We start from the raw sequence: 16,307 nt of genomic DNA, 5'->3' as shown, positions 1-16,307 counted from the left end.
TTATGCCTGCACCAGCGGGCCGGGGTTTTTCAGGTACTGCTCGCGGATCGCCCGGGCCGACCAGTAGGTCAACGCCGCCACCAAGCCGGTGGGGTTGTAGCCCAGGCCTTGAGGGAAGGCCGAAGCCCCGGGAACGAAGACGTTGTGCACGTCCCAGCTCTGCAAGTAGCGGTTCAGGGCACTGGTCTTGGGGTCGGTGCCCATGATCGCGCCACCGTTCAGGTGCGTGGTCTGGTAGGACGCGGTGTTGAAGTGCTCCCCTACCTGCTTGCCCAGCCGGGCAATGGCCTTGGGGTTCATCGCCTCGGCGATCTTGCCCATCTTCTCGACCATGAAGCGGTTCATCTTGATGTCGTTTTCCTGCCAGTCGAAGGTCATCCGCAGCAGCGGCAAGCCGTAGGCATCGCGGTACACCGGGTCCAGATCCAGGTAGTTGCCACGGTAGGACTGATGCGCACCGTGGGCGTCCATGGATACCTGGTGGGTGTAGTAATCGGCAGTGGCCTTCTTCCAGGCGCTGCCCCAAGTCGGGGTGCCCGGTGGGTTCGAGGTGCCGGCAATCGGCCGGCTGCCGGCCTGGTTGACCCACATCGGCGAGCCGCCGACGAAACCGTGCGGGCCGTGGTCGAAGTTGTCAGCGTTGAAGTCGTCCACCGCCACACCGTTGCCGCCGGCGCCGATGAAGTTGTTGGTGTGCACGTCCTTGTCGAAGTAGGCCTTGATGGTGGCCATGTTCTGGTAGGCGAAGTTCCTGCCCACCACGCCTTCGCCGCTGATCGGGTCGTAGGGTTTGCCGATGCCCGACAGCAGCATCAGGCGCACGTTGTGCAACTGGAAGGCGCCGAGGATCACCAGGTCCGCCGGCTGCTCGATCTCCCGGCCCTGGCCGTCGACATAGGTGACGCCGGTGGCGCGGGTCTTGCTGCTGTCGAGGTTGACCTTGAGCACGTGGGAATTGGGGCGCAACTCGAAATTCGGCAGCGGCTTGAGGGCCGGCAGGATGTTCACGTTGGGCGAGGCCTTGGAATACATGTAGCAGACGTAGCCGCTGCAGAAGCCGCAGAAATTGCACGGGCCCATTTGCGCGCCATAAGGGTTGGTGTAAGGCCCTGAGGTATTGGCCGACGGCAGGTTGTAGGGCTTGTAGCCCACTTCATGGGCGGCTTTCTGGAACAGCTGTGCGGAATAGGTGTTTTTCTGCGACTCCAGGGGGAAGTGGTCCGAGCGATCCGGTGCATAAGGGTTGCCGCCCTTGCCGTCGCCCACCAACTGGCCCTTCACGGTCCAGGCCTGGCCCGAGGTGCCGAAGACCTTTTCCGCGAAGTCGAAGAACGGCTCCAGCTCTTCGTAGCTGACGCCGAAGTCCTGGATGGTCATGTCCTTGGGGATGAAATGCTTGCCGTAGCGCTCTTCGTAATGACTGCGCATGCGCAGTTCGATGGGGTCGACGCGAAAGTGCACGCCAGACCAGTGCAGGCCGGCGCCGCCCACGCCGTTGCCCGGCAGGAAGGCGCCCAGTTGCCGGTTGGGCAAGGCCACGTCGTTGACGCTGTGGCGAATGGTCACCGTTTCTTTGGAAATGTCCTGGAAGAGTTTCTTGCGCACGCTGTAGGTGAGCTCGTCGATCACCTGGGGATAACTGCCGTCAGGGTAGGTGTCCTGCATTGGCCCGCGCTCCAGCGCCAGCACGTTGAGCCCGGCTTCGGTCAGCTCCTTGGCCATGATCGCGCCGGTCCAGCCGAAACCGACGATCACTGCGTCGACCTTCTTCATCACTGTTGCCATGCTCAAGCCCTCTGGCCGCGAATCGATACTGCCGGGAAGGGGTATTGCTCGTTGCGCTCCACCCAATCCATGAAATCGGCGCGCGCGCCGGGAAAGCCGATCAGGGTCCAGCCCACCAGGCCTTGGTTGCCACCGTGGATCGGATCGCTGAAGAAGCCTTCCTTGGTGTTTTGCAGCAGCAGATTGAAGAAAAGCTTGGCCGGGACCGCCTCGAACTGCGGGGTTCCGGCCTCCAGCTGCTTGAGCAAAGCGTCTCGGGTAGCGCTGTCTTGCGCAGCAAAAACTTGACCCTTGAGGTCTTTGCACCATGCATCCACAGCGGCAATGCCCAGGCGATAGATCTCCTTGGGCACCAGCTTGCTCTGCCAACCCATCTCCGGTGCGGCGTCGGCCTTGAACGGGCCTTGCATGTACCACAGGGCGCCGGCGGCGTAGGGGGTGTTCATTTGGCGGTCGATGTACTCCGGCACCCCGGCTTCCAGGGCACCTGGCCCCATTTCGTCCGCCGGGATCAGGCGCTCTACCGCCGCCTTGATGAAGGCCCACTCTTCGGCGCTGAAGTAACTGGGCTCATAGTTCTGGCTGCCCCTGGGCAGCTTGCTCGGCGCCGCCGGCCTGGCAGGGGCGGCCGTCTCGGGCGCGGCCGCCAGCATGGAACTGCCCAGGCCGGTACTGGCGACAGTGACCACAGGGATCAAGGTCAAGGATTTACGCAAAAACTCACGCCGCGGGTTGTCTCGATCTTGATCAGACATGGGTGCACCTCATCAGGCATTGATGGAAATGTCAGCCGCGTCATGGCGCGACTTTGTGTTTTGGCAACGCAGAAGGCCGGGCAAGACCCGGTTTTTATGAGCACATCAGCAAAATTTGGTTACAAATGGTAGCAGGCTAAGCATTTGGATGAACCGTTTCAGGCGAAAAAAAGATCAGAAGCGGCGGAAAATTACGTATCAGCTTCACGTTTCTCTGACAGTTGGCTCACGGGGCTTTGCTGGCCAATGGCGGCTGCAGCACCCGTGTGTTCGCCACCTGCTCGGTGAAAAGCTGGTTCGAAACGGTGGGGGTCAGGAGGCCGCGTAGGAGCGAGCTGGCTCGCCAAAGCCCACGGGGCGAAGGAAGGATGGCGAATCGTTTCGCCGGCAAGCCGGCTCCTAACAGGGAGCCGGCTTTGTCTGGCGTGGTCAGTCGGTTTTTTTCTTCAACTTGGGGTTGGGGAAGAACTGCACCGATTGCACCTTGGTGTCGGCCACCTTGGGCGTCGCGCTGTTGACCCGGGTCCCGAGTTCCTTGGGCACCGACAGGCCCTGCTCGTTGAGGGTGTCGGAGTAGCCACAGGCCACGCACTCGCGATGGGGTACGTCGTCCTCACTCCACATCATCAGCTTGTCCTGCTCACTGCACGCCGGGCACACCGCACCGGCGATAAAGCGTTTCTTGGTCTTCACGGGTGCGTCACTCATGCTGCCGCGTCCTCGCTGAGGCCGCTGTGGCGCAAGAGTGCGTCAATCGACGGCGCCCGTCCGCGGAAATCGACAAACAGCACCATCGGCTCCTGGGAGCCGCCACGGGCCAGGATCGCCTCGCGGAACGCCCGCCCGGTGGCCGGGTTGAGCACGCCGTCTTCCTCGAATTTGGAGAAGGCATCGGCCGACAGCACTTCCGCCCACTTGTAGCTGTAGTAGCCCGCGGCATAACCGCCGGCAAAGATGTGGGCGAAGCTGTTGGGGAAACGGTTGTAGGCCGGCGGACGCATCACCGAGACCTCGTCACGCACGGTTTCCAGCACTTGCAGCACGCTGCGGCCATCGCCGTGGGTGGCATGCAGTTCGAAGTCGAACAGCGAGAATTCCAGCTGGCGCACCATCATCAGCCCGGACTGGAAGTTCTTCGCCGCCAGCATCTTCTGCAGCAGGTCCTGGGGCAGCGGCTCGCCGGTTTCATAGTGACCGGAGATCAGCGCCAGGCCTTCCGGCTCCCAGCACCAGTTCTCCATGAACTGGCTCGGCAGCTCCACCGCGTCCCAGGCCACGCCGTTGATACCGGAGACCCCGGCATGCTCGACCCGGGTCAGCAGGTGGTGCAGGCCATGGCCGAACTCGTGGAACAGGGTGGTGACTTCGTCGTGGGTCAGGAGTGCAGGCTTGCCGCTGTCGGCCGGGGTGAAGTTGCACACCAGGTTGGCCACCGGGCTCTGCAACACACCGTCAACGGTGCGGCGACGGTCGCGGGCACCGTCCATCCAGGCACCGCCACGCTTGTTGGAGCGGGCGTAGAGGTCGAAGAAGAAACGGCCGACGTGCTGACCGTTTTCCTTGATTTCGAACAGGCGCACGTCCGGGTGCCAGCTGTCGAAGCCCTGCTGCTCGGCAATCTCGATGCCGTACAGGCGCTGGACAATGGCGAACAGGCCGCCAAGTACCTTGTCGATGGGGAAGTAGGCGCGCAGGGCTTCCTGGGACACGCTGTAACGCTGCTCGCGCAGCTTCTCTCCATAGAAACCGCTGTCCCAGCTTTGCAGGTCGGGGCAGCCCTGTTCGGCGGCATAGGCCTTGAGCTGTTCCAGGTCCTGAGCGGCAAAGGGTTTGCTGCGCTTGGCCAGGTCCCGCAGGAAGCTCAGCACCTGATCGCTGGACTCGGCCATCTTGGTGGCCAGGCTCAGCTCGGAAAAGCTGGCAAAGCCCAGGAGCTTGGCCAGTTCCTGACGCAGGTCGAGGATCTCTTCCATCACCGGGCCGTTGTCGTTCTGACCGGCATTAGGGCCTTGGTCCGACGCCCGGGTGCAGTAGGCGGCATAGACCTCTTCACGCAGGGCACGGTCCTGGGCGTAGGTCATCACCGCGTAGTAGCTGGGGAATTCCAGGGTGATCAGCCAGCCGTCCAGGCCTTTGGCCTGGGCCGCGGCGGCCATTTGCGCCTTGGCCGAGTCGGTCAGGCCGGCCAGGGCCGCTTCGTCGGTGATGTGCTTGGTCCAGGCCTGGGTGGCGTCCAGCAACTGGTTGGAGAAACGGCTGGCCAGCTCCGAGAGCCGGCTTTGTACCTCTGCGTAGCGCTGTTGCTGCTCGGGCGGCAAGTCGATACCCGACAGGCGGAAGTCCCGCAGGGAGTGTTCAAGGATGGTTTTCTGCGCCACGTCGAAACCGGCGGCTTCGGGGCTCTTGGCCAGGGCGTCGAAGGCCTGGAACAGCTCGCGGTTCTGGCCCATTTCCGTGGAGTAGGCGCTCAAGGCCGGCAGGCAGGCCTCGTAGGCTTCACGCAGTTCGGCGCTGTTGCACACCGCGTTGAGGTGGCTGACCGGGCTCCAGGCCGCGCTCAGGCGGTCATTGAGCTCGTCCATGGCCAACACCAGACCGGCCCAGGTGGGCTGGGTGGCTTGGGTCTTGAGGATTTCAGCGATGGCGGCGCGGTTGTCAGCCAGGATCTGTTCGATGGCCGGTTGCACATGCTCGGCGCGGATCGCCGAGAACGGCGGCAGGTCGTAGGGCTGCAGAAGAGGGTTGTTCACACTCACGGTGGGCACCTTGGCTGGAAGAAACATGCAGGGAAACGTAGCACCATCTTAATTACAATGAGCGGCCACCGCAGCTATAGCCCCCATTAATAAATCTCAGAGAGGCATTCGCACTTGGCCATTCGCAGCTATCAGAACCACACCCCGAGCCTGGGCGAACGGGCCTTTGTCGACCACTCGGCCGTGGTCATCGGCGACGTCGAGATCGGCGCCGACAGCTCGGTCTGGCCCCTGACGGTAATCCGCGGCGACATGCACCGCATCCGCATCGGCGCGCGCACCAGCGTGCAGGACGCCAGCGTGCTGCACATCACCCACGCCGGCCCCTTCAACCCCGACGGCTTCCCGCTGCTGATCGGCGACGACGTGACCATCGCCCACAAAGTCATGCTCCACGGCTGCAGCATCGGCAACCGGGTACTGATCGGCATGGGCAGCATCGTCATGGACGGCGCGGTGGTGGAAGACGAGGTGATCGTCGGCGCCGGCAGCCTGGTGCCACCGGGCAAGCGCCTGGAAAGCGGCTTTCTCTACGTCGGCAGCCCGGTGAAGCAGGCGCGCCCGCTGACCGACAAGGAGCGCGCCTTCTTCACCTACAGCGCCGCCAACTACGTGAAGCTCAAGGACCTGCACCTGGCCGAAGGCTACGACCGTCCCTGATCTGCTACTGACTGCCGAGGAACTGCCATGCATTACCAAACCGTCCTGTTCGACCTCGACGGCACCCTGACCGATCCCCGCGAAGGCATTACCCGCTCGATCCAGTTCGCCCTGGGCAAGCTGGGGATCGACGAGCCGGACCTGACCCGGCTGGAGCACTTCATCGGCCCGCCGCTGTTACAGGCTTTCATGCAGTTCTACGGTTTCGACGAAGCCCGGGCCTGGGAGGCGGTGAACTTCTATCGCGAACGCTTCAAGGTCACCGGCCTGTATGAGAACCGGGTCTTCGACGGGGTCGCGCCGCTGCTGGAAACACTCGGTGGGCAAGGGCGCCAGCTGTACATCGCCACCTCCAAGCCCTGGGTGTTCGCCCGGGAAATCGCCCGCCACTTCGACTTCGCCCGGCACTTCAAGGTGATCTACGGCAGCGAACTGGACGGTACCCGCACCGACAAAGTGGAGCTGATCGCCCATTTGCTGGAGCAGGAACAGCTGGACCCGGCCAGCACCCTGATGATCGGCGATCGCAAGCACGACCTGATCGGCGCCAAGCGCAATGGCCTGGACGCGGCGGCGGTGGGGTATGGATTCGGCAGCCGTGAGGAGCTGAGTGCCGAAGCTCCGGCCTATCACTTCGAGACGCTGGCCGAGTTGCATCAGGCGTTTTTGCGGCGTTAGAACCGCTGTTCGCCGGCAAGCCGGCGCCTACCGGTCAGGGGTGGGAGCCGGCTTGGTGGATAGGGCGCTCTGCAGCCTGAGCAAATCAGCCTTGCGCTGCTCAGCCGGCAGGCGCCCCAGTTTCTCCACTGCAAGGAAGAACGCCGGCCAGTCGCCATTGACCTCCTTGAACAGCGCGGCAAACGCCGGCACCCATTGGTCGTACAGACCGAAGGGCAGCAGCCGGGCGTTGTTCAACGGTGCGTTGATCCAGGCGTCATAGCGCTTGGAACCGGCCCACTCGCGGTCCCGCAGCTGCCGATAATCCCGGCGCAGCACTTCGAACTCCTGGGCCTTGCGCTGGCGCATCTGCTCGGCGGACAAGGGTTGGGCATACAACTGCTCCAGGCGTTTGCGAGCATCCAGCAACAGCTGGATGAACTGATCCCGTTGACGGACATCAGCGTTGTCCTGAGGCGGCAACCCACGATAGGCCCGCCACTGGCGGGTGCCTTCCTGCTCGACGAAAGTGGCGAAGGACTCATTGAACTCGGTGTCGTCCTTCACATAGAAGCGCTGGTGCGCCAGCTCGTGGAAGATCAGGGTCGCCAGACGCTCATCGCCCCAATGCATCATCGAACTGATGATCGGGTCATCGAACCAGCCCAGGGTCGAATAGGCCTCCACCCCGCCGATCGCCACGTCCATGCCTTTTTGCCGCTGCAGTGCCGCCTCGCCCCGGGCGGCGCCCTGGCTGTAGTAGCCGCGGTAGGCCACGCAACCGGCAATGGGGAAGCAATGGGTCTGCGGGCTCAGGGAAAACTCCGGGGTCGCGAACACGTTCCACACCACATAGGGCCGGCCGATGTCGACGTACAGCCGGTAGCTGTTGTTATCCGGCAGGTGCAGATGCTGGCTGGCAAAGGTACGGGCCCGTTGCGACTGGGCCAGATGGGCCCGCAGGGTCGGGTCGCGGGTGGGGTCGGCGACCACCTGGGCCACCGGCGTGCGAGCCCGCAACAGGTGCATCTGGCCGCTGGCCAACTGGCTGTAGTACGCAACGCTGCTGCAACCGTTGAGCAGCAAAAGCGTCAGGGCCGCAAACAAAAAGCGCAAAAGAGGATCAAGTAACCCATGGCTTGAATGCGGCCTATTCAATTGGAATCATCCACAGAGAGTCTGCCCGCAAGACTATCTCGCCAGCCTGGAGTTTCGCCATGTGCGTGTTACTGCCGACGGCCGCACTCTTGTCTTTCGTCGGCGGCGCCGGACTGCCCGAACCGGCCCCGGCGCAAGCCTGGATCGACCTCGAGCCCCCCGGGACCGCCACCTGCTGGCTGATGAGCAACACACCCTGCTAGCGGCGGGCTGCCAGCGCAATTGATCGGCGCTATGCTGAGGGCCTTTCGCTTATTCGGCCTCCGTCATGCGCCCACTTCTGTTGATCCTTGCCCTTGCCACCCTCAGTGCCTGCAGCACACCCCTGCCCAGTGTCGATCCGCAACAGGCCTGGATCGACCTGGCCACGCCGACGCCGGGGGGCAAGCTGGTCATGGCCGAACGCCTGGACAACCAGCGCCTGCGGGACGGGCGTTTCTTCCAGGTCAGCCCCGGCAGCCACGAGCTGATGGTGCGTTTCGACTTCGAGGTGTTCGGCGGCGGCATGGGGATGACCACCGATCCCCAGGAGCGACTGTGCTACCTGAGCCTGCGCTACGACCATTTTGAGGCCGGCCAGCGCTATCGCCTGGAGGCGCGCAACCTGGCCTTCACTCCCAGCGCCCGGCTGTACAACGCCAAGCGCGAGATCGTCGCCGAGGAGCGCCTGATCAACTGCGTGCCGTGAGCCGGCTCAGCGATCGTTCTTCTGATAGATGATCTTCTTCGTGCCGTTCTCACAGCTGCCGACCACCATGTTGTTGTCGTGGACCTCGTCGTTGGTGACGATTTCCAGCGTGTAGGAGGCAACGCCCTGGGCCTGGATCTTGGCTTCGATCTCAGCCTTGAGTTCCTCGCAGGGCTTGGGGGCGGCGAAGGCCGATGTGGCCAGCGCACAGCAAACAACCGCCAAGGCAAAACGTTTCATGATCTCAAGCTCCCTTGCTACGGCGCGCACGAGCGTGCGCTGAAGCCGCAGTCGCGTATTCGACCACAGGTTCTTGTCCGCCGCACAGACGCATTCACCGGCATGCCGGCTCCTAGCAACCGAAGCAGGAGCTGGCTTGCCGACGCAACGCTCAACCCAGCAGCGTCGCTTCCAGGCTGATCTTGGCATTGAGCACCTTGGACACCGGACACCCTTCCTTGGCCTTGTTGCTCAGTTCCGTGAACTGCTGCTGGCTGGCGCCGGGGATCTTCGCCTTGAGGATCAGGTGCACCGCCGTGATGGCGAAGCCGCCGTCCACCTGATCCAGGGTCACTTCCGCCTGGGTATCGATGCTGTCCGCCTTGAGCCCGGCATCACCGAGAATCATCGAAAACGCCATGGAAAAGCAGCCCGCATGGGCCGCACCGATCAACTCTTCCGGATTGGTGCCCTTGCCACCTTCAAAACGTGCCTTGAAGCCATAGGGCGCCTCACGCAACACCCCGGTTTCGGTCGAGATCGAGCCGATGCCGGTTTTCAGATCACCTTCCCAATGAGCCGAAGCCTTCTTTTTGATACTCATCTCTTTCTCCTCAAGAACCGGGTGCGAAGGGTCGCACCGCACTTGTTTCTGTTGCCTAAGGGTTCTGAGGATAGATCCGGCGGCAAAGTTCAGCCGGTGTGCGCGACGTCTATTTACCCGACAAATTCACTCTGACTATTGAAACTCGGGTATATGCCCACATTGCATGAGTCTGACTTACATATTTCGGCAGGTTTTGGCTCATGACAAAGGCCTGCACCCCTATGGAGAAGCAGGCCTATGAAACCGCTGTCCGCTGTTAAATTCTCGACCCTCGATCTGGTGCCCGTGCGTGAAGACGGCAGCCCGGCGCAATCCCTGCGCAATTCCCTGGACCTGGCCCAGCACGTGGAAAAGTTCGGCTACACCCGCTTCTGGGTCGCCGAACACCACAACATGGATGGCATCGCCAGTTCCGCCACTTCGGTGTTGCTGGGTTATCTGGCCGGTGGGACATCGAGCATTCGCGTCGGCTCCGGCGGGGTCATGCTGCCCAACCACGCACCGCTGGTGATCGCCGAACAGTTCGGCACCCTGGAAAGCCTGTACCCGGGACGCATTGACCTGGGCCTGGGCCGCGCCCCGGGTTCCGACCAGATGACCGCCCGCGCCCTGCGCCGGGAACGCTCCGGCAGCGCCGACGATTTCCCCGAGGACGTGGCGGAACTGATGGCCTACCTCGGCCCGCGTACTCCGGAGCAACGGGTGATCGCAGTACCGGGCACCGGCACCAACGTACCGGTGTGGCTGCTGGGCTCCAGCCTGTTCAGTGCGCAATTGGCCGGGGAGCGGGGTTTGCCTTACGCCTTCGCCTCGCATTTCGCACCGCGCTACATGCATGAGGCGATTCGCGTCTATCGCAATCACTTCAAGCCTTCTGCGGTGCTCGACAAACCATACGTGATGCTGGGCGTGCCTCTGGTAGCAGCGGATACCGATGAACACGCGGATTACCTGGCCACCTCGGTGTACCAGCGGATTCTCGCCCTGATGCGCGGCCAGAGCCTGGTCCAGCGCAAGCCGGTCAACAGCATGGACGGCCTGTGGCTGCCCCATGAGAAGGAGGCGGTGTCGAGTTTCCTGGGGTTGGCGATGATCGGCAGCCCGGCGAAGATCCGCGCCAAGCTGGAGGTGCTGATCGAGCAGACCGGCGCCGACGAACTGATCTTTACCTGCGACCTGTACGAACACGCCGATCGCCTGCACTCCTATGAGTTGCTGGCCCAGGTGATGAAGGGCTAAGGCTGCTTTCGGGCACAAAAAAGCCGACGCTGATGCGTCGGCTTTTCAATGGGCTTCTACAAAGGCTCAACCGCGCTTGTAGACAATCTCCTTGGTGCCGGCTTCGCAGGAGCCAACCACTTTGCCGTCAGCCGCCGCGCCTTTGTCGACCACTTCCAGCGAATAGTGGGTGGCGCCTTTGGCATCGATCTTCGCGGCGATCTCGCTTTTCAGCTCTTCGCACGGCTTGCCGGCGGCAAGGGCAGTTCCCGCAAGACTCAACAAAGCAGCAGCTAATACTAGTTTTTTCATCGGTCACATTCCCTGGTCGGATCAAAAGAGGCGGCGTTGCAGCCAGCCTGACAGAGGCTCAAGACAGTTGTAGCGCTTTGCCACTTCCTATGGCACTCGGCCAGCGCACAAGTTCCAGAGCCTAGCCCAAGCTTTCAACTATTGGCAATCCGGAAGCCTACCTTGAGGGTGACCTGGAAATGCGCCGCTTTACCGTCCTTGATATGACCCCGGGTTTCGGTCACTTCGAACCACTCCAGGTGCTTGATGCTCTTGTGCGCCTCGGCCAGCGCGTTGTTGATTGCCTCTTCGATGCTGTTCGGCGACGAACCCACCAGTTCGACTTTCTTGTAGGTGTGATGATCGGTCATGGCGCTCTCCTTTTTTGCTGTGAAATACAGCCTAGCAGTGATTTTTCTTATTACTTGGGGCGCCAGTGCCAAGGGGTAAGTTCAGATTTTCTGCACTTTCCCAACAGGCCGCAGTCGGAACCTACACAGCCTATTCATCACCCCGCAGGAGAGCCGACATGGCCAACACCTCGTTACGCAAAGCCTCACTGGAAAGTATGGAAGCCGAGATCGAAAGCCTGCTCAAATCCCTGGAAAGCCTCAAGGACGATGCGACTGACGAATCGCGCAAGACCCTCAAGGCCCTCAAGAGCAACGCCGAGAATGCGCTCAAGCATTCCCGCAGCCTGATCAGCGATGCCTACGAAGAAGTCAAAGTCAAAACCCGCGAAACCGGGATCGCCACTCGCGACTACGCCCAGGAACACCCCTGGACCACCGCGGGTGTGGCGGTAGGCGCCATTGGTCTGCTGGCCGCCTACCTGCTGTGCAAGCGCGGTAACTAAAGCGCCTGGCGCAGTTCGTTTTTCAACCACTGCGCCAATTGCCGGGCGCGCCCATCGGCGGCGCGCTTGGGTAACCACAGCGCCAGTTGCCCCGGGGTGTCGGAAAACCCCCACGGGGCAACCAGCCTGCCCGCCAGCAAGTCCTCGGCCACCAGCGGCTCAGGAGCGATTGCCACGCCCAGCCCGGCCACGGCCGCTTCCAGTAAGTAATACAAATGCTCGAAACCCTGCCCGTACTTCAGCGCCTCGGCGCTGATGCCGTTGTGCCGTGCCCAACTGGGCCAGGCCTGGGGACGCGAGGTGGTGTGCAGCAGCGATTCTGCCGCCAGGGCCGCCGCTGGCGCTTCGCGCAAATGCGAGTAACCGGCATAGCGCGGGCTGAGCACCGGCCCGATTCGCTCGCTGGCCAGCTCATAGACCTGCATGTCCGCCGGCCAGGGGGGCTCGGCAAACACCAGCAAGGCATCCAGCCCCGGGCGCCGGGGGTCCAGATCGCCTTCACCGGCGGAAAGGTGCAGGCGCAGGTCCGGCAAGTCGGCATTCAGGCGCCCCAGGCGCGGAATCAGCCAACGCGCCAGCAGGCTGCCGGAGCAGCCGAGCACGAAGGGCGCAGCGGCACTGCCCCGGGTCAGTTCGCCACAGACGTCCCGCAGGCGCTCGAAGGCCTCGCTGCTGGCATCGCGCAGGCGAACCCCGGCATCTGTGAGTTTAATGCCACGGCCATCCTTGACGAAAAGACTCAGGCCCAGGTGTTCTTCCAGCACCTTCAACTGCCGGCTGACTGCGCCGTGGGTCACGTGCAGTTGTTCGGCAGCCTGGCTGACGCTGTTGAGCCGGGCAGTGGCTTCGAAGGCCCGCAGGGCGTTCAGGGGGGGCAGGTCGCGGCTCATGGGATAGGTGAGTTTTCCTGACAGGTTGCGGCGATCTTATCGGTTTTCAGGCTCCAGTGTCAGGGGTAGAGTGGGCTCCATTGTCCTTCCACGAATCTGTCATTCCACACACTTCCCCGGGAGCGCTCCAATGACCCAGTCCCAATTGCGTAATGGTCCTGACGACAACGGCCTGTTTGGCGCGTTCGGCGGCCGTTATGTGGCAGAAACCCTGATGCCGCTGATCCTCGACCTGGCCCGTGAATACGAAAAGGCCAAGGAAGATCCCGAGTTTCTCAAGGAGCTGGCCTACTTCCAGCGCGACTACGTCGGCCGTCCCAGCCCGCTGTACTTCGCCGAACGCCTGACCGAACACTGCGGCGGCGCGAAGATCTACCTCAAACGCGAAGAGCTGAACCACACCGGCGCGCACAAGATCAACAACTGCATCGGCCAGATCCTCCTGGCCCGGCGCATGGGCAAGAAACGCATCATCGCCGAGACCGGCGCCGGCATGCACGGCGTGGCCACCGCCACCGTGGCCGCGCGTTTTGGCCTGGATTGCGTCATCTACATGGGCACCACCGACATCGAGCGCCAACAGGCCAACGTGTTCCGCATGAAGCTGCTGGGCGCCGAAGTGATCCCGGTCGTCGCCGGCACCGGCACCCTGAAAGACGCGATGAACGAAGCCCTGCGTGACTGGGTAACCAACGTCGACAGCACCTTCTACCTGATCGGCACCGTGGCCGGCCCGCACCCGTACCCGGCCATGGTCCGCGACTTCCAGGCCGTGATCGGCAAGGAAACCCGCGAGCAGATGCAAGCCCAGGAAGGCCGCCTGCCGGACAGCCTGGTGGCGTGCATCGGCGGCGGCTCCAACGCCATGGGCCTGTTCCACCCGTTCCTCGACGACAAAAGCGTGCAGATCATTGGCGTTGAAGCCGCCGGCTACGGCATCGAGACCGGCAAGCACGCCGCCAGCCTGAACGGCGGCGTACCAGGCGTGCTGCACGGCAACCGCACCTTCCTGCTGCAGGACGACGACGGCCAGATCATCGACGCCCACTCGATTTCCGCCGGCCTCGACTACCCCGGCATCGGCCCGGAACACGCCTGGTTGCACGACATCGGCCGCGTCGAATACACCTCGGTGACCGACGACGAAGCCCTGGCCGCGTTCCACCAGTGCTGTCGCCTGGAAGGCATCATCCCGGCCCTGGAAAGCGCCCACGCCCTGGCCGAAGTCTTCAAGCGCGCACCGACCCTGCCCAAGGATCACCTGATGGTGGTCAACCTCTCGGGCCGCGGCGACAAAGACATGCAAACCGTCATGCACCACATGCAACAGTCCCAGCAGGAGAAACACTGATGAGCCGCCTGCACACCCGCTTTGCCAAGCTCAAGGAACAGAACCGCGCCGCCCTGGTGACCTTCGTCACCGCCGGCGACCCGAACTACGACACTTCCCTGGCGATCCTCAAGGGCCTGCCCGCAGCGGGTGCCGACGTGATCGAACTGGGCATGCCCTTCACCGATCCGATGGCCGACGGCCCGGCGATCCAGCTGGCCAACATCCGCGCCCTGGGGGCCAAGCAAAACCTGGCGAAAACCCTGCAGATGGTCCGCGAGTTCCGCGAAGGCAACCACGAAACGCCGCTGGTGCTGATGGGCTACTACAACCCGATCCACCATTACGGCGTGGCGCGCTTCATTGCCGACGCCAAGGCATCTGGTGTGGATGGCCTGATCGTGGTGGACATGCCGCCGGAACATAACAGCGAGCTGTGCGACCCGGCCCAGGCCGCCGGCATCGACTTCATCCGCCTCACCACCCCAACCACCGACGACGCGCGCCTGCCCAAGGTTCTCGACGGCAGTTCCGGCTTTGTCTACTACGTTTCGGTAGCCGGGGTGACCGGTGCCGGCGCCGCCACCCTGGAGCATGTGGAAGAGGCCGTGACCCGCCTGCGGCGCCACACTGACCTGCCCATCAGCATCGGTTTCGGCATCCGCACCCCGGAGCAGGCCGCCGCCATCGCCCGTCTGGCAGACGGCGTGGTCGTGGGCTCGGCACTGATCGACCACATCGCCAACGCCGAGTCTTCCGAGCAAGCGGTGGATGGCGTCCTGAGCCTGTGCGCAGCCCTTTCCGAAGGCGTACGCAAGGCTCGGGTCAGCTGAAGGTAAAGACCAGACCGCAAGATCAGGGGGGCGCAACCAAAGGTTGCGCCCCCCTTTTGCATGGTGTGCACGAGCAACCACCGGCTCCTTAGAACCACGTCAGATCCAGCGGCCGCATGGCCCCCATCCAGATCGCATGATCGGTGTGATCGAGCAAATCGTCCCCGGTATCCGGGTGCAGGAACACCACCAGCCCCCGGCGATTGAGAGCCAGCCACGGCACTACCTGGGCAAACACCTCAGGGGCGAACGCCAACTGGCAACTCCAGTCCGGATGGGGCCCCACCGGCCGCTCGTGGACCCGACCCATTTTCAGGTCAAACAGCTGCGCGGCCTGCTCGCACAAGGCCCGCGCCTGGTCGATGGTACTGGCGTCGAAGTAGACGTGGGCGTGATAGCCCTTGATCCGTTGCATGCAAACCCTCGCGATAAAAGACCAAGCCTCAAGGCTCGTCACAGAGGCTGAGCACCCTCTGTGGAAAAAACACCGGCCCCATGAAAACACCGAAAGCCGAGCAGCTCAAAGCGGTTGCGCCAGCGCGCCTGCCACCGCCAGCAACTGCTGGCGCAACCAGAGATGGGCCGGGTCTGCCGTGTTGCGTCCATGCCAGATCGCCAACAGCGACGACGCTTCAACCGCCAGTGGCAGCGCCCGCTGACACAGGCCAAAGCGCTGTTCGAAAGCCCGGGCCAGCGGCCCCGGCACAATCGCCACCAGCCGCGACTGTTCCAGCAACTGCGGCAGCACCAGGGCATGGGGCAGGGTGACCTTGTACTGGGGACTGCGGCCAATCGCCGCCAGCGCCTGCTCCAGGCGCTGGCGATCGAACATCTCCGACTGCCGGGCAATACCGCGCTCAAGAATGTAGCCGTTGACCGCGCCTTCCTCCTGCCCGCCTACCGACAGTGTGATCAATGGCTGGTCCGCCAGGACCTCAAGGGTCAACTCGGGCAGGTCGAGCAAGGGATGCTCGGGACACATCAGCAACACATCCTGCTGCTGCCAGAGACGGGCGCTGTGCACTCGCTGCGGCAGCTCGGCAAACACCCCCACGGCCAGGTCGATGCGCCCGACGTCGATCTGCTCGGCCAGATCCAGGCGGGTCGCCGGGCGCACCACCAGGTCCACCCCCGGAGCTTCCTGGGCCAGGCGCCGCAATAGCGGTGCCAGCAGCACCGAACTCAGATAGTCATTGGCGGCAAGGGTGAAGGTCCGCGTTGCGCTGGCGGGGTCGAACGCCTCCACGCCCACGGTGCGCTGAATGGTCAGCAGTGCTTCGCGCAGCGGGCCGGCAATGGCTTCGGCACGGGCCGACGGCTGCATGCCCTTGGCGGTGCGAATAAACAACTCGTCCTGCAGGGACTCACGCAACCGGGTCAAGGCATGGCTGACCGCCGACTGGCTCAGATGCAGGCGCTTGCTGGCCAGCAGGATGCTGCGGTCCTCATAGACGGCATCGAAAACCCGTAGCAGGTTGAGGTCGATACGCGGGACGCGGGGCACTTCATCACGGAGCATATTGCATATCCTGCAGGAGGCTATTGCGGATTGTTCCCTTGCCCCAAGGGGCGGGCGCGGGCAACTTTAGCGCATCCGACAAGCG

The 16,307-nt window shown here is 63.2% G+C and carries 20 protein-coding genes; 8 read left to right on the top strand and 12 right to left on the bottom strand.

From position 1 onward, the window contains the following. The 4 genes from ACMGF8_RS05280 to prlC all read right to left on the bottom strand — a co-directional run bounded on the left by ACMGF8_RS05280 (position 1) and on the right by prlC (position 5,323). Positions 1-1,785 carry a GMC family oxidoreductase gene (locus ACMGF8_RS05280; protein WP_102862469.1) on the bottom strand — a complete coding sequence of 595 codons (1,785 nt, stop codon included), beginning with the start codon at positions 1,783-1,785 and terminating at the stop codon, positions 1-3. Between the two features lie 2 nt (positions 1,786-1,787). Further along, positions 1,788-2,540 carry a gluconate 2-dehydrogenase subunit 3 family protein gene (locus ACMGF8_RS05275; RefSeq protein WP_416758912.1) on the bottom strand — a complete coding sequence of 251 codons (753 nt, stop codon included), beginning with the start codon at positions 2,538-2,540 and terminating at the stop codon, positions 1,788-1,790. A 429-nt stretch (positions 2,541-2,969) separates the two neighbouring features. Next, a complete protein-coding gene (locus ACMGF8_RS05270; RefSeq protein ID WP_047290196.1) occupies positions 2,970-3,248 on the bottom strand; it encodes a YheV family putative zinc ribbon protein in 279 nt (92 codons plus the stop codon). Further along, positions 3,245-5,323, bottom strand: a complete 2,079-nt coding sequence (gene prlC, locus ACMGF8_RS05265; protein ID WP_180988544.1) for an oligopeptidase A — start codon at positions 5,321-5,323, stop codon at positions 3,245-3,247. The genes ACMGF8_RS05270 and prlC overlap by 4 nt, the downstream gene beginning before the upstream one ends. 87 nt (positions 5,324-5,410) lie before the next feature. On the opposite strand from prlC, the gene ACMGF8_RS05260 reads away from it, so the two are divergent. After that, on the top strand, positions 5,411-5,956 hold the full coding sequence (locus tag ACMGF8_RS05260; protein ID WP_207814914.1) for a gamma carbonic anhydrase family protein: 546 nt from the start codon (positions 5,411-5,413) through the stop codon (positions 5,954-5,956). Between the two features lie 27 nt (positions 5,957-5,983). After that, positions 5,984-6,634, top strand: a complete 651-nt coding sequence (locus tag ACMGF8_RS05255; protein ID WP_102862466.1) for an HAD family hydrolase — start codon at positions 5,984-5,986, stop codon at positions 6,632-6,634. A gap of 27 nt (positions 6,635-6,661) precedes the next feature. Here the strand turns inward: ACMGF8_RS05255 and ACMGF8_RS05250 are convergent, their stop codons facing one another. Then, positions 6,662-7,771: an aminopeptidase gene (locus ACMGF8_RS05250; protein WP_416758908.1), complete on the bottom strand. Its 1,110-nt coding sequence runs from the start codon at positions 7,769-7,771 to the stop codon at positions 6,662-6,664. A gap of 59 nt (positions 7,772-7,830) precedes the next feature. On the opposite strand from ACMGF8_RS05250, the gene ACMGF8_RS05245 reads away from it, so the two are divergent. Then, on the top strand, positions 7,831-7,974 hold the full coding sequence (locus ACMGF8_RS05245) for a hypothetical protein (RefSeq protein WP_207166833.1): 144 nt from the start codon (positions 7,831-7,833) through the stop codon (positions 7,972-7,974). Positions 7,975-8,039: 65 nt separating this feature from the next. Beyond that, entirely contained in the window at positions 8,040-8,459 is a 420-nt protein-coding gene (locus tag ACMGF8_RS05240) for a hypothetical protein (protein WP_102862464.1), read from the top strand. 6 nt (positions 8,460-8,465) lie between these two features. Here the strand turns inward: ACMGF8_RS05240 and ACMGF8_RS05235 are convergent, their stop codons facing one another. Both ACMGF8_RS05235 and ACMGF8_RS05230 read right to left on the bottom strand, forming a co-directional pair. Next, positions 8,466-8,699, bottom strand: a complete 234-nt coding sequence (locus ACMGF8_RS05235; protein WP_102862463.1) for a DUF1161 domain-containing protein — start codon at positions 8,697-8,699, stop codon at positions 8,466-8,468. A gap of 151 nt (positions 8,700-8,850) precedes the next feature. Further along, positions 8,851-9,282, bottom strand: coding sequence for an OsmC family protein (locus tag ACMGF8_RS05230; RefSeq protein ID WP_102862462.1), 432 nt, complete (start codon positions 9,280-9,282; stop codon positions 8,851-8,853). 240 nt (positions 9,283-9,522) lie between these two features. Here ACMGF8_RS05230 and ACMGF8_RS05225 point away from each other — a divergent pair, with 240 nt between their 5' ends. Continuing rightward, the gene (locus tag ACMGF8_RS05225) at positions 9,523-10,524 is read left to right on the top strand and encodes an LLM class flavin-dependent oxidoreductase (RefSeq protein WP_102862461.1); all 1,002 of its coding nucleotides are present in this window, start codon (positions 9,523-9,525) and stop codon (positions 10,522-10,524) included. 66 nt (positions 10,525-10,590) lie between these two features. Here ACMGF8_RS05225 and ACMGF8_RS05220 read toward each other — a convergent pair whose 3' ends face one another. Both ACMGF8_RS05220 and ACMGF8_RS05215 read right to left on the bottom strand, forming a co-directional pair. After that, positions 10,591-10,815 carry a DUF1161 domain-containing protein gene (locus ACMGF8_RS05220; protein ID WP_102862460.1) on the bottom strand — a complete coding sequence of 75 codons (225 nt, stop codon included), beginning with the start codon at positions 10,813-10,815 and terminating at the stop codon, positions 10,591-10,593. A gap of 134 nt (positions 10,816-10,949) precedes the next feature. Beyond that, positions 10,950-11,165 (bottom strand): dodecin, encoded by a 216-nt coding sequence (locus ACMGF8_RS05215; protein WP_016965134.1) that lies wholly within the window; start codon positions 11,163-11,165, stop codon positions 10,950-10,952. A gap of 158 nt (positions 11,166-11,323) precedes the next feature. Between ACMGF8_RS05215 and ACMGF8_RS05210 the strand changes: the two genes are divergently transcribed. Then, the gene (locus tag ACMGF8_RS05210) at positions 11,324-11,650 is read left to right on the top strand and encodes a DUF883 family protein (protein ID WP_102862459.1); all 327 of its coding nucleotides are present in this window, start codon (positions 11,324-11,326) and stop codon (positions 11,648-11,650) included. Here ACMGF8_RS05210 and ACMGF8_RS05205 read toward each other — a convergent pair. Continuing rightward, on the bottom strand, positions 11,647-12,540 hold the full coding sequence (locus ACMGF8_RS05205) for a LysR family transcriptional regulator (RefSeq protein ID WP_102862458.1): 894 nt from the start codon (positions 12,538-12,540) through the stop codon (positions 11,647-11,649). The two genes, ACMGF8_RS05210 and ACMGF8_RS05205, sit on opposite strands and share 4 nt — an antisense overlap. A gap of 130 nt (positions 12,541-12,670) precedes the next feature. Here ACMGF8_RS05205 and trpB point away from each other — a divergent pair, with 130 nt between their 5' ends. Further along, the gene (trpB, locus tag ACMGF8_RS05200; protein WP_102862457.1) at positions 12,671-13,891 is read left to right on the top strand and encodes a tryptophan synthase subunit beta; all 1,221 of its coding nucleotides are present in this window, start codon (positions 12,671-12,673) and stop codon (positions 13,889-13,891) included. Further along, on the top strand, positions 13,891-14,703 hold the full coding sequence (gene trpA / locus ACMGF8_RS05195) for a tryptophan synthase subunit alpha (protein ID WP_102862456.1): 813 nt from the start codon (positions 13,891-13,893) through the stop codon (positions 14,701-14,703). Before trpB ends, trpA begins: the two co-directional genes overlap by 1 nt. Positions 14,704-14,791: 88 nt before the next feature. Here trpA and ACMGF8_RS05190 read toward each other — a convergent pair whose 3' ends face one another. Together ACMGF8_RS05190 and ACMGF8_RS05185 are read right to left on the bottom strand one after the other, a co-directional pair. Beyond that, positions 14,792-15,118 carry a DOPA 4,5-dioxygenase family protein gene (locus ACMGF8_RS05190; RefSeq protein WP_416758903.1) on the bottom strand — a complete coding sequence of 109 codons (327 nt, stop codon included), beginning with the start codon at positions 15,116-15,118 and terminating at the stop codon, positions 14,792-14,794. A gap of 105 nt (positions 15,119-15,223) precedes the next feature. Further along, entirely contained in the window at positions 15,224-16,222 is a 999-nt protein-coding gene (locus ACMGF8_RS05185; RefSeq protein ID WP_416758901.1) for a LysR family transcriptional regulator, read from the bottom strand. Positions 16,223-16,307 lie beyond the last annotated feature (85 nt).

The organism is Pseudomonas sp. BNK-7 (assembly GCF_048072025.1).
GTDB classification, from domain to species: domain Bacteria; phylum Pseudomonadota; class Gammaproteobacteria; order Pseudomonadales; family Pseudomonadaceae; genus Aquipseudomonas; species Aquipseudomonas danubii.
Note: the sequence above shows the minus strand (reverse complement) of the source record. Positions and strands in the feature narration are given on the sequence as shown.